The sequence below is a fragment of the Brevundimonas sp. BR2-1 genome (assembly GCF_037626195.1).
GTDB lineage: Bacteria > Pseudomonadota > Alphaproteobacteria > Caulobacterales > Caulobacteraceae > Brevundimonas.
The window spans coordinates 39,527-61,173 of the sequence record NZ_JARKMV010000002.1 but is presented as its reverse complement, the minus strand read 5'-3'; the positions used below and the strand labels follow the sequence as shown (position 1 = coordinate 61,173).

General features: G+C 68.5%; 26 protein-coding genes and 1 tRNA gene. 10 read left to right on the top strand and 17 right to left on the bottom strand.

The genetic code is table 11. From position 1 onward, the window contains the following. Positions 1–4: 4 nt before the first annotated feature. Positions 5–739, bottom strand: coding sequence for a flagellar basal-body rod protein FlgF (gene flgF, locus BrevBR_RS09945; protein WP_340000826.1), 735 nt, complete (start codon positions 737–739; stop codon positions 5–7). 175 nt (positions 740–914) lie between these two features. Here flgF and BrevBR_RS09940 point away from each other — a divergent pair, with 175 nt between their 5' ends. The 4 genes from BrevBR_RS09940 to BrevBR_RS09925 are packed head-to-tail and all read left to right on the top strand — an operon-like array spanning position 915 to position 4,169. Continuing rightward, a complete protein-coding gene (locus tag BrevBR_RS09940; RefSeq protein ID WP_332641525.1) occupies positions 915–1,568 on the top strand; it encodes a flagellar basal body-associated FliL family protein in 654 nt (217 codons plus the stop codon). Positions 1,569–1,570: 2 nt separating this feature from the next. Then, on the top strand, positions 1,571–2,653 hold the full coding sequence (gene fliM, locus BrevBR_RS09935) for a flagellar motor switch protein FliM (protein WP_332641526.1): 1,083 nt from the start codon (positions 1,571–1,573) through the stop codon (positions 2,651–2,653). Further along, positions 2,653–3,195 (top strand): DUF6468 domain-containing protein, encoded by a 543-nt coding sequence (locus tag BrevBR_RS09930; RefSeq protein ID WP_340000825.1) that lies wholly within the window; start codon positions 2,653–2,655, stop codon positions 3,193–3,195. Before fliM ends, BrevBR_RS09930 begins: the two co-directional genes overlap by 1 nt. 32 nt (positions 3,196–3,227) lie before the next feature. Continuing rightward, positions 3,228–4,169, top strand: coding sequence for a MotE family protein (locus BrevBR_RS09925; protein ID WP_340000824.1), 942 nt, complete (start codon positions 3,228–3,230; stop codon positions 4,167–4,169). 78 nt (positions 4,170–4,247) lie between these two features. Here BrevBR_RS09925 and BrevBR_RS09920 read toward each other — a convergent pair whose 3' ends face one another. Then, positions 4,248–4,688, bottom strand: coding sequence for a biopolymer transporter ExbD (locus tag BrevBR_RS09920; protein WP_332641529.1), 441 nt, complete (start codon positions 4,686–4,688; stop codon positions 4,248–4,250). Between the two features lie 170 nt (positions 4,689–4,858). Then, positions 4,859–5,479 (bottom strand): GTP cyclohydrolase I FolE, encoded by a 621-nt coding sequence (gene folE / locus BrevBR_RS09915; RefSeq protein WP_340000823.1) that lies wholly within the window; start codon positions 5,477–5,479, stop codon positions 4,859–4,861. A gap of 92 nt (positions 5,480–5,571) precedes the next feature. Here folE and cysS point away from each other — a divergent pair, with 92 nt between their 5' ends. Next, positions 5,572–6,981, top strand: a complete 1,410-nt coding sequence (gene cysS / locus BrevBR_RS09910; protein WP_340000822.1) for a cysteine--tRNA ligase — start codon at positions 5,572–5,574, stop codon at positions 6,979–6,981. Between the two features lie 91 nt (positions 6,982–7,072). After that, positions 7,073–7,702: a hypothetical protein gene (locus BrevBR_RS09905; RefSeq protein ID WP_340000821.1), complete on the top strand. Its 630-nt coding sequence runs from the start codon at positions 7,073–7,075 to the stop codon at positions 7,700–7,702. Between the two features lie 8 nt (positions 7,703–7,710). On the opposite strand, the gene BrevBR_RS09900 is transcribed toward BrevBR_RS09905, so the two are convergent. The 3 genes from BrevBR_RS09900 to BrevBR_RS09890 are packed head-to-tail and all read right to left on the bottom strand — an operon-like array spanning position 7,711 to position 10,203. Next, positions 7,711–7,920: a hypothetical protein gene (locus tag BrevBR_RS09900; RefSeq protein WP_332641533.1), complete on the bottom strand. Its 210-nt coding sequence runs from the start codon at positions 7,918–7,920 to the stop codon at positions 7,711–7,713. A gap of 11 nt (positions 7,921–7,931) precedes the next feature. Then, the gene (locus tag BrevBR_RS09895) at positions 7,932–8,378 is read right to left on the bottom strand and encodes a hypothetical protein (protein WP_340000820.1); all 447 of its coding nucleotides are present in this window, start codon (positions 8,376–8,378) and stop codon (positions 7,932–7,934) included. A gap of 37 nt (positions 8,379–8,415) precedes the next feature. Further along, the gene (locus BrevBR_RS09890) at positions 8,416–10,203 is read right to left on the bottom strand and encodes a tetratricopeptide repeat protein (protein WP_340000819.1); all 1,788 of its coding nucleotides are present in this window, start codon (positions 10,201–10,203) and stop codon (positions 8,416–8,418) included. A 132-nt stretch (positions 10,204–10,335) separates the two neighbouring features. Here BrevBR_RS09890 and flbT point away from each other — a divergent pair, with 132 nt between their 5' ends. From flbT to BrevBR_RS09875, 3 genes are all read left to right on the top strand, one after another. Then, a complete protein-coding gene (flbT, locus tag BrevBR_RS09885) occupies positions 10,336–10,758 on the top strand; it encodes a flagellar biosynthesis repressor FlbT (protein WP_332641536.1) in 423 nt (140 codons plus the stop codon). Next, a complete protein-coding gene (gene flaF, locus BrevBR_RS09880; protein WP_332641537.1) occupies positions 10,718–11,086 on the top strand; it encodes a flagellar biosynthesis regulator FlaF in 369 nt (122 codons plus the stop codon). Before flbT ends, flaF begins: the two co-directional genes overlap by 41 nt. Positions 11,087–11,288: 202 nt before the next feature. Next, entirely contained in the window at positions 11,289–12,119 is an 831-nt protein-coding gene (locus BrevBR_RS09875) for a flagellin (RefSeq protein ID WP_340001188.1), read from the top strand. 55 nt (positions 12,120–12,174) lie between these two features. Here BrevBR_RS09875 and BrevBR_RS09870 read toward each other — a convergent pair whose 3' ends face one another. The 9 genes from BrevBR_RS09870 to BrevBR_RS09830 form a co-directional block, all read right to left on the bottom strand. Next, the gene (locus BrevBR_RS09870; protein WP_332641538.1) at positions 12,175–12,810 is read right to left on the bottom strand and encodes an exopolysaccharide biosynthesis protein; all 636 of its coding nucleotides are present in this window, start codon (positions 12,808–12,810) and stop codon (positions 12,175–12,177) included. 83 nt (positions 12,811–12,893) lie between these two features. Then, complete coding sequence (locus BrevBR_RS09865) at positions 12,894–13,529, bottom strand: exopolysaccharide biosynthesis protein (protein WP_340000818.1); 636 nt, start codon at positions 13,527–13,529, stop codon at positions 12,894–12,896. Positions 13,530–13,587: 58 nt separating this feature from the next. Further along, on the bottom strand, positions 13,588–13,770 hold the full coding sequence (locus tag BrevBR_RS09860) for a DUF3008 family protein (RefSeq protein ID WP_305758585.1): 183 nt from the start codon (positions 13,768–13,770) through the stop codon (positions 13,588–13,590). A gap of 56 nt (positions 13,771–13,826) precedes the next feature. Beyond that, the gene (locus BrevBR_RS09855) at positions 13,827–14,231 is read right to left on the bottom strand and encodes a DUF3574 domain-containing protein (protein WP_340000817.1); all 405 of its coding nucleotides are present in this window, start codon (positions 14,229–14,231) and stop codon (positions 13,827–13,829) included. After that, positions 14,228–15,391: an isovaleryl-CoA dehydrogenase gene (locus BrevBR_RS09850; RefSeq protein ID WP_332641541.1), complete on the bottom strand. Its 1,164-nt coding sequence runs from the start codon at positions 15,389–15,391 to the stop codon at positions 14,228–14,230. Before BrevBR_RS09850 ends, BrevBR_RS09855 begins: the two co-directional genes overlap by 4 nt. Positions 15,392–15,428: 37 nt before the next feature. Continuing rightward, positions 15,429–16,742, bottom strand: a complete 1,314-nt coding sequence (locus BrevBR_RS09845; RefSeq protein ID WP_340000816.1) for a lysozyme — start codon at positions 16,740–16,742, stop codon at positions 15,429–15,431. 65 nt (positions 16,743–16,807) lie between these two features. After that, complete coding sequence (gene mgtE, locus BrevBR_RS09840; protein WP_332641543.1) at positions 16,808–18,220, bottom strand: magnesium transporter; 1,413 nt, start codon at positions 18,218–18,220, stop codon at positions 16,808–16,810. 57 nt (positions 18,221–18,277) lie between these two features. Then, positions 18,278–18,364: transfer RNA gene (locus tag BrevBR_RS09835), tRNA-Leu, on the bottom strand. Between the two features lie 50 nt (positions 18,365–18,414). Beyond that, a complete protein-coding gene (locus BrevBR_RS09830; RefSeq protein ID WP_340000815.1) occupies positions 18,415–18,711 on the bottom strand; it encodes a FliM/FliN family flagellar motor switch protein in 297 nt (98 codons plus the stop codon). Between the two features lie 30 nt (positions 18,712–18,741). Here BrevBR_RS09830 and lipB point away from each other — a divergent pair, with 30 nt between their 5' ends. After that, complete coding sequence (gene lipB / locus BrevBR_RS09825) at positions 18,742–19,458, top strand: lipoyl(octanoyl) transferase LipB (protein WP_332641545.1); 717 nt, start codon at positions 18,742–18,744, stop codon at positions 19,456–19,458. Positions 19,459–19,515: 57 nt separating this feature from the next. Here lipB and BrevBR_RS09820 read toward each other — a convergent pair whose 3' ends face one another. Together BrevBR_RS09820 and BrevBR_RS09815 are read right to left on the bottom strand one after the other, a co-directional pair. Then, a complete protein-coding gene (locus BrevBR_RS09820) occupies positions 19,516–20,163 on the bottom strand; it encodes a hypothetical protein (RefSeq protein ID WP_340000814.1) in 648 nt (215 codons plus the stop codon). A 112-nt stretch (positions 20,164–20,275) separates the two neighbouring features. After that, the gene (locus tag BrevBR_RS09815; protein ID WP_340000813.1) at positions 20,276–21,598 is read right to left on the bottom strand and encodes a S8 family serine peptidase; all 1,323 of its coding nucleotides are present in this window, start codon (positions 21,596–21,598) and stop codon (positions 20,276–20,278) included. Between the last annotated feature and the right edge of the window lie 49 nt (positions 21,599–21,647).

Sequence of the window (21,647 nt, the reverse complement as noted above, 5' to 3'; positions counted from 1 at the left end):
CTCCTTATGCCCGGCCCAGCCGCTCGACGGCGCGGCGTGACAGGTCGTTGGTGTTCTCGATCATCCGGCTGACGCTCTCGTAGGCGCGCTGGATCTCGATCAGGTTGGTGATCTCGAGGATCGGATTGACGTTGGAGCCTTCCAGCATGCCTTGGCGCACGCGGGCGTCGGGAGCCTCGCTGGCGGCGGCGTTGGAGGCGTTGCGGTACAGGCCGTCGCCACCCTTCTCGAGGGCGCCGAGGGTGTCGAAACGCACGATCGACAGCTTGCCGACGAGGGCGCCGTTCTGGCTGACGGTCCCGTCCGCCGCCACCGAGGGCTCGCCCAGCGTGGGGTCCAGGATGATGTCGCCGCCGTCGCCTTGAACGGCCGCGCCGCCTTCGGTGACCAGCCGGCCTTCGCCGTCCACGGTGAAGGCGCCGTCGCGGGTGTAGGCTTCGCCCTGGCCGTCCGTCAGCTTGAAGAAGGCGCCTTCGCCCTCGATGGCGAAGTCGAGATTACGGCTCGTCTGGGCCAGCTCGCCCTGGCTGAAATCGCGTCCCACCCCGTTATCCAGCACGAAGCTGACGCCGGGACGGATGAAGGCGTTGCGGGCGCGCTCGCCCAACTCGGAGCCGAGCAGCAGCTGTTCGACCTTGAAGCCGGTCGTGTCCGCATTGGCGATGTTGTTCGCCACGATGTCGAGCTCGCGGCGCAGCGTCATCTGGCGTGACAGTCCGACATAGGCGGCGTTTTCCAAGGGCGGCTCCTTCCGGATCATCCCTCGCAACGGTCGTGCCAACAGGGTTAACCCAACAATGGCGGGCATTTCAGCCGTGCAGCTTGATCCGGAGCCCGGCAGGTTTTGCCGGTTCTTAGCGGCTCGTTAACCAAAAAACGTTCGTATGGACCGAGAGATTCTCGGGGCGCGTTGCATGTTCAAATTCGGCAAGAAGAAGGGTGCGGCTGCGGGCGACGACGCCAACCTGCCCGCCGTGTCCGACGCTCCCACGCCGGAAGGCGAAGAGGGCGAGGCGCCGAAGAAGAAAAAGCTCCCGCTGCTGTTCATCATCATTCCCGCGGCCCTCCTGGTGCTGGGCGGGGGAGGGGGCGCGGCCTTCTTCCTGCTGCAGCCCAAGCCCGCGGCGGCCGAGGAGGGCGGGCACGGCGCCGAGAAGAAGGGCGGCCACGCCAAGAAGGACGACAAGAAGGGCGGAGGGCATGGCGGCGGCGGCGACGCCGCGGCCGATCCGTCGCTGGGCGTCATCGCGGAAGGCCCTGACGGCGTCACCTTCTTCACCCTGCCCGACATGACGGTGAACATTCAGTCGCCGGACGGCCGCCCGACCTACCTCAAGCTGAAGCTGACGCTGGAAACCCGGGACGCCCACGTCGCCGAGCAGCTGCAGGCCGAGATGCCGCGGATGCAGGACATGTTCCAGGGCTTTCTTCGCGAACTGCGTCCCGAGGACCTCGCCGGGTCCGCCGGCAGCTTCCAGCTGCGCGCCGAAATCCTGCGCCGGGTCAATCTGATCGCCGCGCCGGGCAAGGTGGACGCCGTGCTGATCGAAGAAATGCTGGTGAACTAGGCATGACCGACGCGGCCTTCGCCGACGACGCCGATCCGTTCGCCGAAACGGAAGACCCGCTGGCCGAAGGCGACGGGGAGGAGCGCACGGCCGCCCTGGCCGAACGGGTCCTGAACCAGGACGAGATCGACAGCCTGCTGGGCTTCGATCTCGGCGACGACGACGGCTCCGAGCGCTCGGGCATCCGCGCCATCATCAACTCGGCCCTGGTGTCCTACGAGCGCCTGCCGATGCTCGAGATCGTCTTCGACCGCCTGGTGCGGCTGATGACGACGTCCCTGCGCAATTTCACCTCGGACAACGTCGAGGTCAGCCTCGACAACATCTCGTCGATCCGTTTCGGCGACTATCTGAACTCGATCCCGCTGCCGGCCATCCTGGCGGTGTTCCGCGCCGAGGAGCTGGACAACTACGGCCTGCTGACGGTCGATTCCAACCTGATCTATTCCATCGTCGACGTGCTGCTGGGCGGACGACGGGGCACTGCGGCGCTGCGCATCGAGGGGCGGCCCTACACCACCATCGAACGTGTGCTGGTCCAGAGGATGGTCGAGGTCGTGCTGGCCGACGCCCGCGCCGCCTTCGAGCCGCTGACCCCTGTCCATTTCACCCTCGACCGGCTTGAGACCAATCCCCGCTTCGCCGCCATCGCCCGACCGGCCAACGCCGCCATTCTGGTCAAGCTGCGCATCGACATGGAGGACCGGGGAGGGCGGATCGAACTGCTGCTGCCCTACGCCACGCTCGAGCCGATCCGGAAGATGCTGCTGCAGCAGTTCATGGGTGAGAAATTCGGCCGCGACAACATCTGGGAAGGCCACCTGGCCACCGAGCTCTGGACCACCGAGACCGAGGTTCGCGCCGTGCTGGACGAGCAGCAGTTGCCGCTGTCGCAGGTGCTGGCGCTGAAGGTCGGCGACACCCTGATGCTCAACGCCACGCCCGACAGCGACATCTCCGTTCGCTGCGGATCGATCCCGGTCACCACCGGCCGGATGGGCCGCAAGGGCCAGCATATCGCTGTGCGCGTCGAGGCCCCGATCAGCATCGAGGCAGCCACGAGTCTGACGAAGGGAAGACGCTGATGACCGGCATGATTCTGGACGGCGTGCTGATGCTGCTGCTTGTGGCCGCGCTCGGCTACGGCGTGCGGCTGGAGAAGAAGCTGACGGCCCTGCGCGCCGGGCAGCAGGCCTTCGCTACCGCTGTCGCCGAACTGAACTCGGCCGCCGGCCGCGCCGAGGCGGCCCTGGCCAATCTGCGGGCCTCGGGTCAGGAAACGGACCTGCTGCACGACCGCATCATCAAGGCCCGCGAGGTCAAGGCCCAGCTGGAAGCGCTGATCGGGCGCGGCCCTGCGGCGCCGGCCGAGCCTGCGCCCGCTCGCGCCAAACCCCAAACGGAGCCCGTCCCGGTCGCTGGGGTCGAGGACGAGCGCGCGCTGCGCATGGCGGCCCTGGCCGAACGCATCCAGGGCATGGCGCCGGCCGCCGCCCGGGCTCCGGCGCCCGTCGCCGGCGGAAACAATGTGGCCGCCATCCTCGGCGCCCTGACCGCTAACCAGTCTGCGAAGCAAAGCCTCAACCGCGCTCGCCGTAGCCTGGACGAAGACCTGTTCGCCGCCTGAGTTCCCTTTTTACGCCCGCTGAGTAACCGATCATGAGCAAGATTCCCCGCCTGCTGCCCCTGATCGCCATCGCCATTGGCGGGGTGGTCGTCGTCCGCGCCGTTGGCGTGGCTCCCGGCATGTTCGAGGGCGCCAAGGCCTGGGCCGAAGAAGCCGTGCCCGCTGCGGCCCCAGCCGTATCGGCCGCCGCCGCGGTCTGCGCCCTGACGCCGGAACAGCTGGCCCAGCAGGCCGGCATCTCCCCCGCCGAGCTGCGGATCCTGCAATCGCTGTCCGGACGCCGCACGGAGCTGGACGCCCGTGACGCCGATCTGGCGGCCATGCTGCCGCTGATGGCGACGGCGGAACAGAAGCTCGACGCCAAGGTCGCCGCCCTCGAAGCCGTGAAGGCCGAGGTGCGGGTGCTGCTGGGTCAGGTCAGCGAGCAGGAAAAGGCCGAGAACGACCGGCTGGTCGCCGTCTATTCGGCGATGCGGCCCAAGGAGGCGGCCCGCGTCTTCGCCACCCTGGACGACGACGTCCGCCTGCCGGTCGCCGCCGCCATGCGGCCCCGTTCTCTGGCCGCGATCATGGCCCAGATGGATCCCGCCGCCGCCCGCGTCCTGACCGAGAAGCTGGCCCACCGCTTCCAGGCTCGCCAGCAGCTGGCCGCCCGCGCCGCCGCGGCCTCGGCCGCCTCGGCTCCCGCCGCGACCACGCCTGTCCCCGCCGCGCCGACGCCGGCTGCGGCGACGACCGCTCCGCCTGCCCAGACCGCCGCCGCTGACACGCCGCCGGCAGCGGCTCCGCGCGCCGCTCCGACCCGGACGGCCGCCCGTCCGCCGGCGCGTCGCCCAGCGGCCCGCCCCGCCGCCCGCACGCCGGCGCCCGCTCCGGCGCAGGCCGAACCTGCGGGCGAGCGTCCCTATCAGCCGTCCGGCGCCGCGACGGCCCCGGCCTCGACGAGCGCCCCGCCCCGCCAGTCGGTCCAGTAGCCGCTCTGGCCCCCAGCCATGAAAAAGGGCCGCATCCTTGCCGGATGCGGCCCTTGTTCGTTTGGAAAGGCGTGAGGCCTATTCGATGTCTTCGTTCAGCAGGCCGACCTTGTAGAAGCCCTGCTCCTGGAGGGCGTTCATGACCTCCATGAACTGGTCGTACTTCACTTCCGGCTGGGCGCGGACGAAGACGCGCTCTTCCTTGCAGCCCGGATTGCCGCCGCCGAGGGCCGCGCACACGTCGGCGACCAGGGTTTCGATCGAGGTCTGCTTCTCGGCGATGAAGATCGAGCCCGTGTCCTGGATGGTGATGTAGACCGGCTCCTTGACTTCGCCCGGAGGGGGCGGGGTCGCGGGCGGCAGGTCGAGGCGGATCGAAACGGTGGCCAGAGGCGCGGCGACCATGAAGATGATCAGCAGCACCAGCATGATGTCGACGAACGGCGTGACGTTGATGTCCGCGTTCTGCTCGATGGTCTTGCCGCCCTGACCACCGGGACCTGAAAGTTTGGCGCCCATGCTTCAGTTTCTCCACAGGCCCGGCGCGATGGCGGCGAGCGCAAGCTATGACGTTCGGTTCGTCTCTTGGCGTTCCGCAACTCGCTTGTAAAGCGGCTTCGGGCCCCTTGAGGTTCCGAAGCGTGGCGTTTGCGCAAAATACGCCTGTGAGGCGAGCCGATCAGCGTCGTTCAGCGTCCTTGGGCCAGCTTGAGGAAACGATCCTTGAGCGCGCTGTCGGACTTGAAGACGCCAGTGAACCGGGTGGTGATGGTCGAAACGTGGCGATGGTGCACGCCGCGGGTGGTCATGCACTGGTGTTCGGCGTCGATCAGGATGGCGACGCCGGCCGGTTCGAGGTGCGATTCGATGGCGGCGGCGATCTGGTTGGTCAGAACTTCCTGGGTCTGCAGGCGGCGCGAGAAGATCTCGACCACGCGGGCCAGCTTGGAAATGCCGACCACCTTCTCGTTGGGAATGTAGGCGACACAGGCCTTGCCGATGAAGGGGGCCATATGGTGCTCGCAGTGGCTCTCCACCTCGATGTCGCGCAGCAGGACCATGTCGTCATAGCCCTGGACGTCCTCGAAGGTGCGGCTCAGCTCCTTCTCGACGTCGGCGTCATAGCCGTCGAACCATTCGCCATAGGCGTCGACCACGCGGCGGGGCGTGTCGATCAGGCCGGGGCGATCGGGATTGTCGCCGGCCCAGGCCAGCAGGGTGCGCACCGCCTCCAGCGCCTTTTCGCGCGAGGGGCGCGGGGCGGGGTCGTTGTCGCCGACCAGAACCGGCTTGACGGGGATGACGCTCATTCTCGATCTCGACGCTGTTCGCTTGTGCAGCAGGACGGCTATATGGGAGCGCAGGTCCGTCCTGCAAGAAAACTGAAAGCTACCGCCTCATTATGCCGCTGCTGCTTCACGATACCCTGCACCGCGAGAAGCGCGTGTTCACGCCGCGAAATCCGGACCGGGTGACCCTCTATGTCTGCGGCCCCACGGTCTATGACTACGCCCATATCGGCAATGCCCGGCCGCCGGTGGTGTTCGACGTGCTGGTCCGGCTTCTGCGCCGCGAGTATGGCGCCGACAAGGTCATCTACGCCCGCAACGTCACCGACGTGGACGACAAGATCAATGCGAAGGCGGCAAGGGAAGGCACGCCGATCGGCGAGGTCACCGCGCGCTATGAGGCCGCCTATCTGGACGACATGGGCCGGCTGAACGTCTCGCCGCCGGACATCGCCCCCCACGTCACCGACCATATGGACGCGATCGTGAAGCAGATCGGCGCGATCATGGAGCAGGGCTGCGCCTACGCCGCCGAGGGCCATGTGCTGTTCGACGTCTCGTCCTATGAGACCTATGGCCGCCTGTCCGGCCGGAACCTGGACGACATGATCGCCGGGGCCCGGGTCGAGGTCGCGCCCTACAAGAAGAATCCGCACGACTTCGTGTTGTGGAAGCCCTCGAAGGAGGGCGAGCCGTCGTGGCCGTCGCCGTGGGGCGAGGGGCGCCCCGGCTGGCATATCGAATGCTCGGCCATGATCGAGGAGACGCTGGGTCTGCCCATCGACATCCACGGCGGCGGCATCGATCTGGTGTTTCCGCACCATGAGAACGAGATCGCCCAGGGCGTCTGCGCCCACGGCCATGCCCATGAGCCGAACGCCCATGCCGAATACAGCCGCTACTGGATGCACAACGGCTTCCTGACCGTCGACGCGGAGAAGATGTCCAAGTCGATCGGCAACGTTCTGCTGCTGCACGATCTGGTTCAGAACATCCCGGGCGAGGTGGTCCGCTGGGCCCTGCTGAGCGCCCACTACCGCCAGCCGCTGGACTGGAACCAGTCGCTGCTGGACCAGAGTCGCAAGGCGCTGGACCGGCTTTACGGGGCCCTGCACCGCGCGGCGGGGGTTCCTGCCAATGGCGACGAACCGCCCGAGGACTTCCTCAAGGCCATCGAGGATGACATCAACACCCCGGGGGCCATGGCGACCCTGTTCGCCCTGTCCAGCGAGATCGAGCGCGCCATGACGGCGGGCGACATGGGCGTCGTCGCCCGCGCCAAGGGCGAACTGATCGCCGCCGCCGCCATCCTGGGCGTGCTTCAGGCCGATCCGGCCGGATGGCTGGAAGGCGAGGTCTCCGACAACCTGCGCACCGAGGTCGAGGCCCTGCTGGAGCAACGCGCGGCCGCCCGCGCCGGCAAGGACTGGCCGGAGGCCGACCGCATCCGCGACCGGCTGAACGCCCTGAACGTGGTGGTCATGGACGGTCCGGCGGGCGCGACCTGGCGGGTGAAGGCCTGACGTCCCGACCCCGGCTGTTTGCGAACGCGAAGCGGCCGGGCTAGCTGGACCGGAATTCGCGCAAGCCGACTTCTGAACCCGGGGGGGGACAATGAACCACGTCATTAGGGCGGTCGCGACCGCTGCTCTGCTTTTGATTACCTTTCTGGTCGCCGCTTGTGCTTCCGCGCCACGGGCCGTGCGGTTTGGACCGGATTCGGCCCGAGGGCTGCTGGTCGTGACCATGCCCAAAACGGCCTATGTGCACAGCGCCGATTTTCGGAGGGTCGATCTGGGCCAAAGCCGGTTCATGGACGGAGTAACGACGCTGGATGCTGCGGACTGGTCCGGCGATGCAATCAATTCCGAAGGGGAGCTTTACCTTGCCGTCAAGGAGGTGGAGCCTGGCGACTATGTGCTGCAGGGGCTGTTCACCTCGCGGGGCAGCGCCCAGTTCGGCGGCTGTGCATCCGAGGGCGGACCGGTCTATTCAGTCCAGCCGGGAAAGATCACCGTCATCCGGGCGGACTCCTTCTGGCGGATTTTTCTCGCGCAGGGGTTCGTCCCCGATGTCGATGATCAGGCGGTGCTGGATCTCTTTGAGGCGACCCGCTCCACGGGAGGCCATGATGTCCGGGGAGAGGTATCGATTGTCGATCCCTCGGCCCGTATCCAATGGCCGCCGCCCATGAGCTGGACGCGCGACTGCGTTCGGGCGGATACGTTCACGCGCCTGGATTAGGCCACCGATCAGGTAATCCGCTTCGCCGACACCGGGTCGCTCGCCGGGAAGGTCTCTTCCAGTCCCTCGTCGAGCAGGGCTTCCTGACGGTCTTCCGCGTGGCGTTCCTCCTCGCAGAGCTGGTCCGGCTTGCCCTCTTCGCGGGGCGCCTTGCGGGCGTGGGGGATGTCGTCGGCGGGCGACTGCTGATGATCGGGTTTGTGCGTTTGAGTGGTCACGGCCGCCCTCCTTAGTTTTTCGGGTGATCTTCTTCGCCGTCGGGGCCGTAGCCGAGGTCGGCGATGTCGTCGTCAGAGAGGTTCTTGGCCTCCCAGTGGGCGGCGCTGGCCTGGGCCCCGCGGACGTTGCGCATCAGGCCGGTGTAGACCAGCTCGACCTCGTCCGGACCACGCCCGCCTGCGCTTTCGCCGTCGATCTCGGTCAGGCGCTCGCCGTCGACGCCCAGCAGGGCGTCGGCCTCGGCCTCGATGCCCGAGGCGCCCTGGATCTCGTCCAGATCCTCGTCCTCGTCCTCGTCGAACTCGTCCTCGTCGGCGTCGCCGTCGGCCTGGGTTACATCCAGAACGGGATCGGCCTCGTCGAGCAGGATGTCGCCGTCGCCCTCATCGTCGATGTGGGTTTCGTCAAAGACTTCCGACTGTTCCTGATCGTCCGAATAGTCGTCGAGGTCCGGCATGGCTCAGCTCCCTGTTCGGGAGATCAACGCTGCTCCGCTATCCGGCGTTCCCCGCTTTCACGGCTTCGTCCAGCGCCGCGCGGATGCGCTCGATGGCGCCTTCCCAAGCGTCGAAGCTGTCGCGCCGGAAATAGCGGAGGTGCGGATAGAACGGGTATTTTTCGGTGGCGAGGAAATGCCAGTCGTCCGGTGCGGTGATCATCCACGCCGTTCCGCCGACGGCCGCCGCCAGATTGGTCCCCGCGATGCCCGGGCCGATCACCAGATCCAGCGCCACCGACAGGGCCGCCACGTCCTCCAGATCGTCCTTCAGATTGATCGGCGGCGTCCAGATCGAAATCCCCGCCGCCTCGGCCGCGGCCAGGTCTTCGGCGACGTCGCCGCACTGCAGATTGACCATTATGGCGCCGGGCGTTTCGAGCACAGGCCGCCAGCGTTCGAAGCTGGAGAAGTAGCGGGCCCGCGATCCGGTCAGGACCAGACTCTTCCAGTGCAGGCCGACCTTCAGACCGGGGCCCAGCTTCTCCAGTTCGGTCCGCCAGTGGGCCACCTTGTCGGGATCGGCCTTCAAATAGCCCCGGCGGTCCGGGAAGCGGTCGATCGAGGGGCGATAGACGGCCAGCAGGGAGGCCATCGGAATCCACAGATCCACGCCGCCTTCCAGTTCCTCGACGAACGGGACGTAGCGGGTGATCCGCCCTTCCAGCTTGACCGCCCTGTGGGCGCCGAAGATCGCCTGGGGATAAGTGCGCTGGAACATCCCGATCAGACGCGGTTCGACGGCGACGAACACCTTGCCCTCCGGTCCGACCGCCTCGATCGCGTCGCCGATGCAGGTTCCGAAAATCATTTCGTCGGCGATTCCCTGTTCGCCGACGATCAGCAGCCGCTTGCCGCGCACGTCCTGCGTCTTCGGATCCCAGCACGGGGCCTCGACAGCCACCCGCATGGCCTCGGGCAGATGCGGGTCCAGCCGCACCTCATAGGTCTCGAACCCTTCGGGGATGCGGCCCAGGGTCATCAGCAGCAGGGCCCGCGCCATGGTCATCATGGCCCGCTCATACGGGCTTTCCGCGCCGGGCAGGGCGGCGTCCAGATCTTCCAGCGCGCCGAGGGCGTCACCCAGCGGCTGGCGGGCGTTGGCCCGGTTGTAGCGGGCCTTGGCGAAGGTCGGGTCGTGGCGCAGCGCCTCCTCGAAGAAGGTCAGGGCGGTGGACATGTCGCCCTGGTCGCTCAGCACCGTGCCGAGGGTGTTCCACAGCACCGGCGATTCCGGCTCGATCCCCAGAAGCGCGCGCAGGGTCTCGACCGCGTCGCCATAGCGTTTCTGGTCCCGCTGAACGCAGGCCAGGTTGTTGGTCGCCTCGACGTGGCCCGGATCGGCCGCCAGATATTTGAGCAGCAGTTTCTCGGCGATTTCCAGATAGCCCATCTGCTGGGCCAGCCGGCCCAGATCGTGGGCCACGTCGGTCTCGTTGGGCAGCAGTTTCAGCGCCGCCTCATAGGCCATCAGGGCCTGGCCGAAATCGCCCGACTTCTCGCGGCAGATGGCGAGGACGTGCCAGGCCAGGCCGCTGGTCTCGTCGATCTGCAGCGCATCGAGCGCGCGCCGGGCGCCGAGGGCGAAATCGCCGGCGCGGATCGCCATCAGGGCGGCCTTCAGCTTCTCCAGCGCCTTGCGCTGGGCCTTCACCGCCAGCTTCGGACTGGCCAGCTGGCGCGACAGTTTGCGGATGGCCTCGGGCGAGGCGGAATCGCCGACCATGCCTTGCGCCGCCAGCTGGGGCGCGTGGACGAATTCCGGGGCCAGATCGGCTGCTGACATGGGGGGATCCTGAAGGTGTTCCGGCAGGATCGCCGCCGGGGTCACAAGACATGGTTAACCACGACTGTTTAGCCTGCGTTTGTTCCCGGCTTCCTAACGTCGCCGCGGGCCCGTCAGGAGATGCCCCCGCAAATGCCGCTCAAGCTGTCGCTCAAACCCGGCGAGAAATTCGTTCTGAACGGCGCGGTCGTCCAGAACGGCGACCGCCGGGGCGTGCTGATTCTGCAGAACAAGGCCTCGGTCCTGCGCGAGAAGGACATTCTCCAGCCGGAGGACGTCAACAGCCCGGCGACCCGCGTCTATTTTCCGGTCATGATGATGTACCTGGACGAGACCGCGGCGCCGAAGGTCTATGACGAGTTCGCGCTGCGTCTGACCGAGTTCATGAGCGCCACGCGCAACCCGCAGGTTCTGGCGGATTGCGTGGCGGCGTCGCGTCACGTCATGGCGCGCGAATACTACAAGGCCCTGATGGCGGCGCGAAAACTGGTGGATTACGAAGAGGGGCTGGCGAATGTCGCTGCAGGCTTACAAGACCGCAGCCACGCGGGCTGAAAATCCGCGGGAGATGGAGTACCGGCTGTTCGGGCAGGTGACCCGGGCGCTGATGCACGCCTCGACCGTGGAGACGACCGACGTCGCCACCCGGATCGACGCGCTGGACTGGAACCGCCGGCTGTGGTCGGCGCTGGCGACCGACTGCGCCAATCCCGACAATGCGATGGACAAGAACCTGCGGGCCCAGATCATCTCGATCAGCCTGTTCGTCAGCCGCCATTCCTCGGCGATCATGCGCGGCGAGGACGATTTCGAGGCCCTGATCGACATCAACAAGATGGTCATGCAGGGGTTGGCCGGCCCGGGAACCGCCCAGGCGGCCTGACCGCCGTCTGGTAGGCAAGACGCGACGCGCCGGGGCGGTCAGACCTGCCGGGCCTCTGCCTCGGCAGTAACTAACTCACTGAAAATATTGGCGCATGATCGGCCCGCAGTCCGGCCCGATCCTTGCGTGGGCGTGCGCGAACCAGAACTGGTTCGACGGCCAGAAGGCCGTTCTTCACCCGACCAGAATGGAAGGACAGCCGATGGTTATGTCGGTCAACACGAACGTGGGCGCGCAAGTCGCGCTCCAGAACCTGAACGCGACCAACGCCTCCCTGGCGACGGTGCAGAACCGGATCAACACCGGCAAATCTGTCGCCACCGCCAAGGACAACGGAGCCATCTGGGCCATCGCCCAGGGGCAACGCGCCGATATCGGGGCGCTGAGCGCGGTGAAACAGTCTCTCGATCGCGGCATCGCCGCGGTTGATGTGGCTCTGGCGGCGGGCGAGACGGTCTCCGACCTCTTGCTCCAACTGAAGGAGAAGGCACTCGCGGCGACGGATGCGTCACTCAAGACCTCGGCGCGCGCAGCTCTGAACGAGGATTTCAAGGCCCTTCGCGACCAGATCGCCACGGTCACCGGCAATGCCGAATTCAACGGGGTCAACCTGCTGAAGACGGGAGCGACGGGGTTCCAGGCTCTGGCGAACGTGACGGGTTCTTCCAGCCTGACGGTTGGTGCGGAAGTCCTGGCTCTGGGCGGCGCGAATGTGACGGTCGCGACGACGCAGTCGATCGACACCCTGACCAAGGCGACGACCGCGCTTACGGCCGTCACCGCATCCATCGACAAGGTCTCGGCCTCGCTCGCGCGGCTGGGCACCAAGTCGAAGGCGCTCTCGACCCACCTGACGTTCGTCGGCAAGCTGTCGGACGCTCTGGAAGCGGGGGTGGGCAATCTGGTCGACGCCGATCTGGCGAAGGAAAGCGCCAAGCTTCAGGCTCTGCAGACGAAGCAGCAGCTGGGGGTTCAGGCTCTGGGCATCGCCAATCAGACGCCGCAACTGGTGCTGTCGCTGTTCCGCAGCTGATTGTTTCAGGTTCGAACAAGCGCCGGAGAGGGAGACCTCTCCGGCGTTTCGTCGTTCAGAACAGGCCCAAGGCCCAGGCGATCACCGGACCGAACGCCCGGGTGACCAGCTCCCACGCCAGCCAGATGAACAGGCAGACGCCGGCCACGCCGCCCCAGCCGATGAGGACGACCAGGCCGTCACGCTGCATCAGGCCGAAGCCGAAGGTAGAGATGATCAGGGCGGGCACCAGGTTTCCGCCCCAGATCGGCAGCACCAGGATGAAGGCGAGGATGACGGTGGCGATGCCGATCAGCACCTCGGACACCTCGCTGGTCATGATAGACAGGCGGGGTTTGGACAGCCGCTCCACCATTCGCAAACGGGGCAGCACCTTCGCCGCGCCGTGTCGGTAGGTCTCGCGCTCAATCGAGCGCCGGAGCGCCCAGCGCGGCAACCACAGCTGGTCCTGACGGATCATCAGCTGGAAACCCATCAGCAGCAGCGGCGCGCCGAGGATGGTCGTCGTTCCGGGGATGATGCCGATGGCGATGTTCATCAGGCCGAAGAACAGCATCAGGGCGCCAAAGGCCCGCTCTCCGAAGGCGTTCGCCAGCTCGCCCAGATACAGTTTGGGGTCGTCCTTGGCGCCGATATCCTCCAGCACCCGCGAGAAGGGCCGTGTGTCGCTCTGATAGTCGTAGTCGGGCATCGGCGGCGTCCGGAGGTGATGATCCGATCTAGGCGCGACCGTAGGTGGACGCCACTTAACAAACGTCAATCCTGGAACGGGGCTCAGATCATGCGTTGAACCGCGTCGATCCCATGCTGGAATCCGGCGACGATCAGCTTCCACGCCAGGAACAGGACGGCGACGGCGACGGCCGTCGTCAGCCAGCCCAGCAGAACGGCCAGGCCGTCGCGCTGCATCACCCCCAGGCTGAAGAAGCCGATGGCCACCGCCGGGATCAGGTTGCCGCCGAAGATCGGCAACACCAGCACCGCCGACAGGAACAGACAGGCCAGGCCGATCAGGCCCTGGCCGAACCCGCCGGTCAGGAAATACAGCCTCGGCCGGGAGACCGCCTCGGTCCAGCGCAGCGGACGCATGAACCGCCGGGTCAGCCGGCGGAAGGTCTCGCGGTGGATCGAAATACGTTCCGCCCAGCGCGGGACCCACAGGGTCTCCCGCCCCCAGGCGAGTTCGAGCGACAGCAGCAGCAGCGGCGCCCCGGTCAGGGTCGTGCCCCCGGGCGGCCAGGGCAGCAGGTTGATCAGGGCGAAGAAGAACATCACCGGCCCGAAGGCCCGGTCCCCGAACGCCTCGACGACCTCGCCCAGACACAGTCTTTCAGACCGGCGCGCCGACAGGATGTCCAGCACGTCCGAAAACGCGCGCGGCCGTCCGGTCGACGTCTCGGTCAGGGTCATGCGGCGACGCTAGCGGCGCGGCATGACAGCGTCATTCGGGCTCTCGCGCCGGGATATGTCAGTGCTTCACGTGCTCGGGTTTGCCCTTGCGCTTCGTATGGGCGAATTCCTCGAGCTGTTTCTCGGTCATCGACAGCATCGACTTCGACGCGCCCTTCAGTTCGGACTTCGGGGTGTCGCCGCGCTTGGCCGACAGGGCGGCGCCGGCGGCCTTTTGCTGGGCGGCGGACTTGGCGGGCATGGCTGGGTCTCCTTCTGCGCCACGCTAGAAACCCGGTCTCCCGCGCCTTGTTCCGCCTAGAAGGCGACGCAGGCGGCGCGTTCGACCAGCATGACGGCTTCCTGCCTGAAGCGGCGCTTGTAGGCTTCGCGGATGGCGTCGAGCCGCGCGCGTTCGTCAGACCGGCCGGAAAGTACGATGACCAGCACCTTGGAGGCCTCTCGGCCGATCGCACCGGACTGGCTGCGCCACTGGCCCGCGGCGTCGATGACGGTCAGGCCGTCGGGGAAGCGGGGCGTGACCTCCTCGTCGAGGAAGGCGCGCCAATCGGCCTCCGACACCCCGGGCTGGTCGCCGATGTTGCGGCCGAAATACAGTTCGGCCGTGCTGCCGGCCTGCGAGCCCGTCGTACATGCAGCCCCGCCTCCCGTCGCGCAGGCTGACAGGGCCAGCACGGCGGCGATGGCGGCGACGGTTTTCACGATCCCAGCAGCTCCCGCCCGATCAGGAACCTACGGATCTCATTGGTCCCCGCGCCGATGTCGTAAAGCTTGGCGTCGCGGACCAGCCGCTCTACCGGCCATTCCTTCGTATAGCCGGCGCCGCCGAGGGCCTGGACGGCCTCGAGACTGACCTTCACGGCGTTCTCGCTGGCCAGCAGGATCGCCCCGGCCGCGTCATAGCGGGTGGTCTTGCCGGCGTCGCAGGCGCGGGCCACGGCGTAGACATAGGTCCGGGCCGAGTTCAGGGCGACGTACATGTCGGCGACCTTGGCCTGCATCAGCTGGAAGCTGCCGATGGCCTTGCCGAACTGTTTGCGTTCGCGAACGTAGGGCAGGACCACGTCCAGCGCCGCCTGCATGATCCCCAGCGGACCGGCCGCCAGCACCGCCCGCTCATAGTCCAGACCGCTCATCAGCACGCCGGCGCCGCCGCCGACCGGGCCCATGACGTTCTCTTCGGGGACCTCGCAGTCCTCGAACACCAATTCGGCGGTGTCCGAGCCGCGCATGCCCATCTTGTCCAGCTTCTTCGAGACACTGAAACCCTTCATGCCGCGCTCGATCAGGAAGGCGGTGACGCCGCCGTTGCCTTCGCCGGTGCGGGCGTAGACCACCAGGGTGTCGGCCGAGGGGGCGTTGGTGATCCAGAATTTGGTCCCGTTCAGGACGTAGCGGTCGCCGGTCTTCACGGCCTGGGTCCGCATCGACATGACGTCCGAGCCGGAGCCGGCCTCGGACATGGCCAGCGAGCCGACATGATCGCCCGAGATCAGTTTCGGCAGATATTTGCGCTTCTGCTCGTCCGTGCCCCAGCGGCGGATCTGGTTGACGCACAGATTGGAGTGGGCGCCGTAGCTGAGGCCGATCGAGGCCGAGGCGCGGGAGACCTCCTCCATCGCCACGACGTGTTCCAGATAGCCGAGACCAAGGCCGCCGTATTCTTCCTCGACGGTGACGCCATGCAGGCCCAGTTCGCCCATCTCGGGCCACAGCTCGCGGCGGAACTGGTTCTTCTCGTCGATCTCGGCGGCCAGCGGGGCCAGACGGTCGGTCGCCCAGCGGGCGGTGGTCTCACGGATCATGTCGGCGTTTTCGCCGAGGCCGAAATCCATCGATTGGGGGGCGTTGGGAATGCTCATGAGCGCGGGGTTAGCACCGCGCGGCGCCGCCGGAAAGTCAGTCCGGCTTGCCCCACCGCACGTACAGGTTCCACGACGACACCCCGACGCAGATCACCCCGATCAGGGCGAGGGCCCAGGCGATCACGCTGGTCTCGCCCATGGGCGAGGGCTGTTCGACCGCGAGGCGGAAGGCGGCGGCCGAGGCCCCGCAGGCGGCCAGGCCCACGCCGCCCATGATCAGGAAGGCGCCCGTGTCGGCCCAGTCGAAACGGCGCGGCTGCTCCGGTTCGACCTCGTGGCGCAGGACCGACGAGGTCGGCTCGTCCTCGAACAGCACGGTCTCGTCCCCCGTCGACGGGGCCGCGCGGGCTTCCTCGGGCCAGACCGGACGTTCGGCCGTGACCAGGTCGGATTCGGTCAGGGGCGTCAGGACCAGCGGCTCGTCCATCGGCGGGAACGGCGAAATGGCGGGCGCCGGCGAAACCAGAGGAATGACGGGCGTCGGATCGAAGGATTCCGGCGCGGGCGGGATCGGTGGGGCGGCCTCCGTCCCGGCCGCCGGGGCCTCGGGCTGGACGGCTTCCGCGGCCGCTGCGGGCGCGGGCGCCGCCGGCTCAAAGCCGGGGAGGGGGCCGACGATGGTCGCGGCGTAGGGCGAATAGCGGTTCGGGCCCGGGCTGAAGACGGCAGCGGGCGCGGCGGGGGCCGGGTCGGGTTCGGCCTGCTGGTCGTGTTGCGGTTCGACGGCGTCGACGGGCGCGGCGCCGGCCGTCTCCGGCTCGATCGCTTCCCCCAGAAGAGCAGCGACAGCGGCGGCCCGCGCATCCGGTGCGCCGGCTGCCTCGGCTTCCGGTTCCGTGGACTCGACCGGCGGGGGCGGCAGGGGGGCGGCCAGCAGGTCGGCGAGGGTCACGGCCGCGCCCGGATCGGCGATGAACAGGGCGCGCTCGGCGGCCCGGCGGCGCAGGCGGGCGTCGGGCGACGGCGATTCCGGCCAGCCGATCAGGGCGTCGGCGGCCTGTCCGGCCTGGCCTTCGTTCAGGCGCTGAAGGACGTCGGAGGCGAGGAACCGCTCGACCCCCACGGAAATGGCGAAACTGGCGAGGGCGTCAAACTGGTGCTGGTTCAGCCCGGCCGGGGCGCGTTCGTTCAGGGCCTTCACGACCGGCAGAAGATCATACTGGAGCAGCAGTTCGGCGTCCTGCTCGCCCACGCTCAGTCCCTCGCGGGCCGAGGCGGTGTGGCCGTAGCCGATGACCCAGCGCCCGTCCTCGTCCCGAACGGCGTGCGGCCGGAAGCCCTCGAAACTCTTGATGAGGACGACCCCCTCGCGGGAGACCTTCAGACGTGGCGTGGTCGCGTCGGACACTGAATGACCCAAATCGAGACGGGCGGGCTCGCCCATTGGGAGAGCCAGCAAACGGCGGGCCGCAATCAGATCAACACAAGCGTGGCGAGACCAAGGAAGATCAGGAAGCCGAAGAAGTCCGTCGTCGCCGTCACGAACACCGCCGAGGACACGGCCGGGTCGAACTTGAGCCGCGACAGGGTCAGAGGCGTCAGAACCCCGACCGTCGCCGCGACGATCAGGTTCAGCACCATGGACAGGGCGATCACCGCCCCGATCCGCCAGTCGCCCGACCACAGGGCGGCGGCGCCGCCGATCAGGGGCGCCAGAACCAGACCGTTGGCCAGGCCGACCGCCAGTTCGCGCCGGAAGGTGCGCGGGGCGTTGGAACTGTTCAGCTCACGCGTCGCAAGGGCGCGGACGGTCACGGTCAGGGCTTGGGTCCCGGCGTTGCCGCCGATGGCCGACACGATCGGCATCAGCACCGCCAGCGCCACGATCTGCTCGATCGTGGCGCCGAAGAAGGCGATGACGCTGGCTCCCAGCACCGCCGTGGCCAGGTTGATGGCCAGCCACGGCACGCGGCCCCGCACGATCTCGGACACGGACGAGCCGCGGTCCTCGTCGCTGACGCCGGCGAGGCGCAGAATGTCCTCGCGGTTTTCTTCCTGGATGATGTTGACGATGTCGTCGACGGTGATCTGACCCACCAGCCGGCCTGCCGCGTCGATGACCGGCGCCGAGATCAGGTGGTATTTCTCGAAGATGTAGGCGACCTCTTCCTGGTCCTGGTCGACCGTGATCTCGTTGATCGGCTCCATGATGTCGACCAGGGCCGCGGAACGCGGCGCGCGCAGCAGGCCGCTGACCGGCAGGCCGCCGACCGGCTTGTTCGACGGGTCGACGATATAGATGTCGAAGAACAGCTCGGGCAGGTCCTCGCCCTGTTTGCGGATGTGGTCGATGGTGTCGCCGACGTTCCAGAACGACGGCGCGGCCATGACCTCGCGCTGCATCAGGCGGCCGGCCGAGTCCTCGGCGTAGCGCAGCGAGCTTTCGATCGCGGCGCGGTCGACCTCGGGCATGGCCGCCAGCACCTTTTCGCGCTGGTCGTCCTCCAGATCCTCGACCACGGCGGCGGCGTCGTCGGAGTCCAGTTCCTGCAGGGCCTCGGCCAGGGTCAGGTGCGGGACGCGCTCCAGCACCTCCTCGCGGATGTTGTCGTCCAGCTCGGGCAGGGTTTCGGCCAGCAGGTCGGCCGGCAGCCACAGCACCACGACGGCGCGGTGTTCGGCCGTCAGGAAGCCCATCAGGTCGGCCACGTCGGCCGGGTGCAGGTCTTCCAGCAGGGAGCGGAGCTTGAGGCCGTCGCCGGCGTCGGAGGCGTCGACGACCTTTTCGACGAACGAGGCCGTCAGGACGTAATCTTCGTCCAGGGCGTCGTGATCGATATCGTCATCCAGAGAAGGCGGCAGGGGGGCGGTTGCGGTGGTGATCACGCTCGGCCTCCCTGCCATTTATCAGCGATAACTCGTTGATCTGCCTTATAAAATCGATGGTGCGGTCGAGAAGACTCGAACTTCCACTCCGGTTAAGGAACAGCGACCTCAACGCTGCGCGTCTACCAATTCCGCCACGACCGCTCGCATCGGAGCGGGGCTGATAGCGGAGAGATGCGCCGCTGCCAAGCGGTTCAGGCCGCTCCGGCCATGAAATCGTAAACGTCCGCCGCCCGGGTCACGGTGATGGCGATGCGGTCCTCGCGGATCTCGATCTCGCCGCGGGCCACCGGGTGGTTGTTCGCCAGGATCCAGACCTCGTCGGTTTCCGAGGCGTCGAGCGGGATCACCGCCCCGCGGCCCATCCGCAGCAGCTGGCTCATGGGCAGGACGGAGCGCCCCAGGACGACCGAGATCTCGACTTCGACGGCTTCGATCTGGCTCATGGGGGACTCGGATACTGACTCTGACGGCGCGGTCTGGACTTGCATGGCGCTCCCGACCCCCACATTGGGTGCATCATGCTTTCCCAAGCCTTAAGCTCAGCCGCATCGAAACTGCTCCGCGCCGACGGTCGCCCGGTGGAATGGGCCGTGTCCGAAGGTCTCGTCGGCTATGAGGCGGCGGTCGCGGCCATGGAGGCCCGGGCGGCGGCGATCGCGGCGGGCGAGACGGCGGAACTGGTCTGGCTGCTGGAGCATCCGCCGCTGTACACGGCGGGGGTGTCGTCGAAGGACGGCGACCTGCTGGATGCGGGCCGGTTTCCGGTGCACCGGAGCGGGCGGGGCGGACAGTTCACCTATCACGGACCGGGCCAGCGGGTGGCCTATGTGATGCTGGACCTGAACGCGCGCGGCAAGGACGTGCGGACGTTCGTGCGCGGTCTGGAACAGTGGATCATCGGCGCCTTGGGCGAATTCGGCGTGCCGGCGGACGTGCGCGAGGGTCGGGTCGGGGTCTGGGTCGAGCGCAAGGGCCCCGGCTGGTCGCGTGAGGACAAGATCGCCGCCATCGGCGTCAAGGTGCGCAAATGGGTCAGCTTCCACGGGATCAGCCTGAACGTGGAGCCGGACCTGGATCATTTCGGCGGCATCGTGCCGTGCGGCATCGCCGAACACGGGGTCACCAGCCTGGTCGACCTGGGCGTTCCGGCGACGATGGACGAGGCCGATGCCGCGCTGAAGACCAGTTTCGGGCGGGTGTTCGGGGAGACGACCCCGGCGCAACCGCCCGTCTGACCGTGAACGCCCCGCCGGCGCGGGCCGGCGGGGCGATCCGGTCACCCTGTTCCGCGATCAGTCGTCGCGGCGCGCCCCGGCCGACGCCCCGGCGTTCGCGCCGGCGCTGACGGAGGCGCCGTTGCGGTTCGCGGAGGCCGAGGCCGAGCCGTCAGCCGAGCCGTTGGCGTCGACGCGGCGGCGGCGGTTCTGCCGCGGCTGATCGGCGGGCTCGCGGTCCGCGCGCGCGGACCCGTCGGCCGAGCCCGAGGCGTCGCCGGAGATCGAGCCGCCGCCCGCCGAGGCCGCGCCGTTCAGCACGCCCGTCAGGGACCCGGAGGCCGAACCGGCGGCGCCCTGAAGCGCGCCCTGACCGGAGCCCCAGGCGTTCGCGGCGGCCGAGCCGGCCGTTCCGCGCGCCTCGTCCGCCGTGGCCGAGGCGCGATCGCGCGCGGCGGCGGCGCGGCGTTCGGCCCGCGCGCGCAGGCGGTCGGCTCGGCTGGTGGTCTCGCCCAGACGGTCGCGGACAACGGAGCCGTCCACCGAGCCGGAGAGGCCGCCCGTCAGACTGCCGCCGGCCCGGCCCCCGAGACCGCCGAGGCCCCCGACCTGGCCGCCGAGGCCGCCTCCCAATCCGCCGGAACCGCCCAGAATCTGGGCGTTCGCGGCGCCGGCCAGCGCCATGCTGAAGGCCGCCGTGGTCATGAGCATAAGGGTCTTGCGCATGTGAGCTTCTCCTGGAGTTGAGCGGGCGGGAAGCCGCCCTCGCAGGGTCCAACGACCGGCCTCCCGGGATTCATCCCGCCTCGACGCCGTCCGGAGAAAATCGGCGAGGAAATCAGCGCGAAAGCCGACCTCGGGCCCCGACGGCGGCCGGATCGACGCGCAGGTCGGCGGCGACGAGCCCGCGGCCATAGACGGGGTCCGGTCCGCGAGCGCCCATGTCCCGCGCCCCGGCGGCAAGAGCCTGCACGGCGTCGCCCCGTCCTTGCCGGCGCGCCAGAAGCCCGGCCACGAGCGGCGCGGCGAACGAGGCGCCGCGCACGGAGACATAGCCCTGACCCGGACCGGCGGCGGCCATGTCCGCGCCGGGGGCGGCGAAATCGACCTGCGGACCGCGGCCGGCTTCCGGAAGCACCCGGCCGCGCGCGTTGACGGCGGTCACCCCGACCACGTCGGGATAGCTGGCTGGATAGAGAGGAGGGGCGGCGGGGCCGTCATTGCCCACCGCCGCGACGACCAGCACACCGCGTCCGGATGCCCGGCGGACCGCGGCCTCGACGAGGGCGTTGCGGGGGCCGACCAGGCTGATATTGACCACCGGCACGCCGTTCCGGACCATCCAGGCCAGGGCCTCGGCGACCCCGGTCGAGGAACCGCCCGAAGGGGAACCGCCGTAGACGTCGGCCGCGAACAGGATGGCGCCGGGCGCCGCGCCGGAAAAGGCGCCGGACCGCCCGGCCAGCAACGAGGCCACCGCCGTGCCATGGGCGCCGGACCGATAGGCGCCGGCGAAACCCTGCTGGCGGACCGTGGCGCCGGCCAGGGCCGGATGGCTGGCGTCGACCCCCGTATCGATCAGCCCGATCCGCGCGCCGCCCGCCTGCGCCGGAGCGCGGGGCGCGGCGTTCGAGCCGGCGTCCAGCGCGTGAACGGCCCCCTCGGTCAGGGTCCCGGCCGGGGTGTGGACATGGTTGAATTCGTACGACCCTCCGGGATCGAGGTCGCGCAGGCGTTCGACGGCCCGACGCAGCGACAGGCCGCGCGGCGGGGCCAGCACGACGACGGCGAGGTCGAGGTCCTCGAGCCGTTCCTCGCGGATGACGGAGAATCCGGCGTCCAGCGCCATGCGCCGGCCGGCGGGGGAGGGATCGATCGCCACGATTTCCGCGCGCACGGCCGGCCAGCCCTCGGGATCGGCCTCCAGAGCGCCGTCCGAACGCCGGATCAGGTCGCGCAGCCGCGACGGCGCCTGCAGCGCCCGGTCGACGCGGCGCAGCACGTCGTCCTGGAGCGGGCCCGTCTCGACCGGCAAACGGTCCGGCAGGGTGCGCGGCAGGCTCGGCACGCCGCCGGGCAGGCCGAGCTGCGCCCACGCCGGGGCCGCAGCGGCCAGGACCAGTCCCGCAAGGCCGGTCGCCAGAAAAATTCGTATCGACACGGGCGGCTCCGTTCGGACATTTCATCAAAGGCCATTGGCCCGGGCCCGA

Bases quoted from the DNA above. Each gene is read 5' to 3' on its own strand.
- BrevBR_RS09940 (WP_332641525.1), top strand. From the start codon at position 915: ATGTTCAAATTCGGCAAGAAGAAGGGTGCGGCTGCGGGCGACGACGCC.
- fliM (WP_332641526.1), top strand. From the start codon at position 1,571: ATGACCGACGCGGCCTTCGCCGACGACGCCGATCCGTTCGCCGAAACG.
- BrevBR_RS09930 (WP_340000825.1), top strand. From the start codon at position 2,653: ATGACCGGCATGATTCTGGACGGCGTGCTGATGCTGCTGCTTGTGGCC.
- BrevBR_RS09925 (WP_340000824.1), top strand. From the start codon at position 3,228: ATGAGCAAGATTCCCCGCCTGCTGCCCCTGATCGCCATCGCCATTGGC.
- BrevBR_RS09920 (WP_332641529.1), bottom strand. From the start codon at position 4,688: ATGGGCGCCAAACTTTCAGGTCCCGGTGGTCAGGGCGGCAAGACCATC.
- folE (WP_340000823.1), bottom strand. From the start codon at position 5,479: ATGAGCGTCATCCCCGTCAAGCCGGTTCTGGTCGGCGACAACGACCCC.
- cysS (WP_340000822.1), top strand. From the start codon at position 5,572: ATGCCGCTGCTGCTTCACGATACCCTGCACCGCGAGAAGCGCGTGTTC.
- BrevBR_RS09905 (WP_340000821.1), top strand. From the start codon at position 7,073: ATGAACCACGTCATTAGGGCGGTCGCGACCGCTGCTCTGCTTTTGATT.
- BrevBR_RS09895 (WP_340000820.1), bottom strand. From the start codon at position 8,378: ATGCCGGACCTCGACGACTATTCGGACGATCAGGAACAGTCGGAAGTC.
- BrevBR_RS09890 (WP_340000819.1), bottom strand. From the start codon at position 10,203: ATGTCAGCAGCCGATCTGGCCCCGGAATTCGTCCACGCGCCCCAGCTG.
- flbT (WP_332641536.1), top strand. From the start codon at position 10,336: ATGCCGCTCAAGCTGTCGCTCAAACCCGGCGAGAAATTCGTTCTGAAC.
- flaF (WP_332641537.1), top strand. From the start codon at position 10,718: ATGTCGCTGCAGGCTTACAAGACCGCAGCCACGCGGGCTGAAAATCCG.
- BrevBR_RS09875 (WP_340001188.1), top strand. From the start codon at position 11,289: ATGGTTATGTCGGTCAACACGAACGTGGGCGCGCAAGTCGCGCTCCAG.
- BrevBR_RS09870 (WP_332641538.1), bottom strand. From the start codon at position 12,810: ATGCCCGACTACGACTATCAGAGCGACACACGGCCCTTCTCGCGGGTG.
- BrevBR_RS09865 (WP_340000818.1), bottom strand. From the start codon at position 13,529: ATGACCCTGACCGAGACGTCGACCGGACGGCCGCGCGCGTTTTCGGAC.
- BrevBR_RS09860 (WP_305758585.1), bottom strand. From the start codon at position 13,770: ATGCCCGCCAAGTCCGCCGCCCAGCAAAAGGCCGCCGGCGCCGCCCTG.
- BrevBR_RS09850 (WP_332641541.1), bottom strand. From the start codon at position 15,391: ATGAGCATTCCCAACGCCCCCCAATCGATGGATTTCGGCCTCGGCGAA.
- BrevBR_RS09830 (WP_340000815.1), bottom strand. From the start codon at position 18,711: ATGCAAGTCCAGACCGCGCCGTCAGAGTCAGTATCCGAGTCCCCCATG.
- lipB (WP_332641545.1), top strand. From the start codon at position 18,742: ATGCTTTCCCAAGCCTTAAGCTCAGCCGCATCGAAACTGCTCCGCGCC.
- BrevBR_RS09820 (WP_340000814.1), bottom strand. From the start codon at position 20,163: ATGCGCAAGACCCTTATGCTCATGACCACGGCGGCCTTCAGCATGGCG.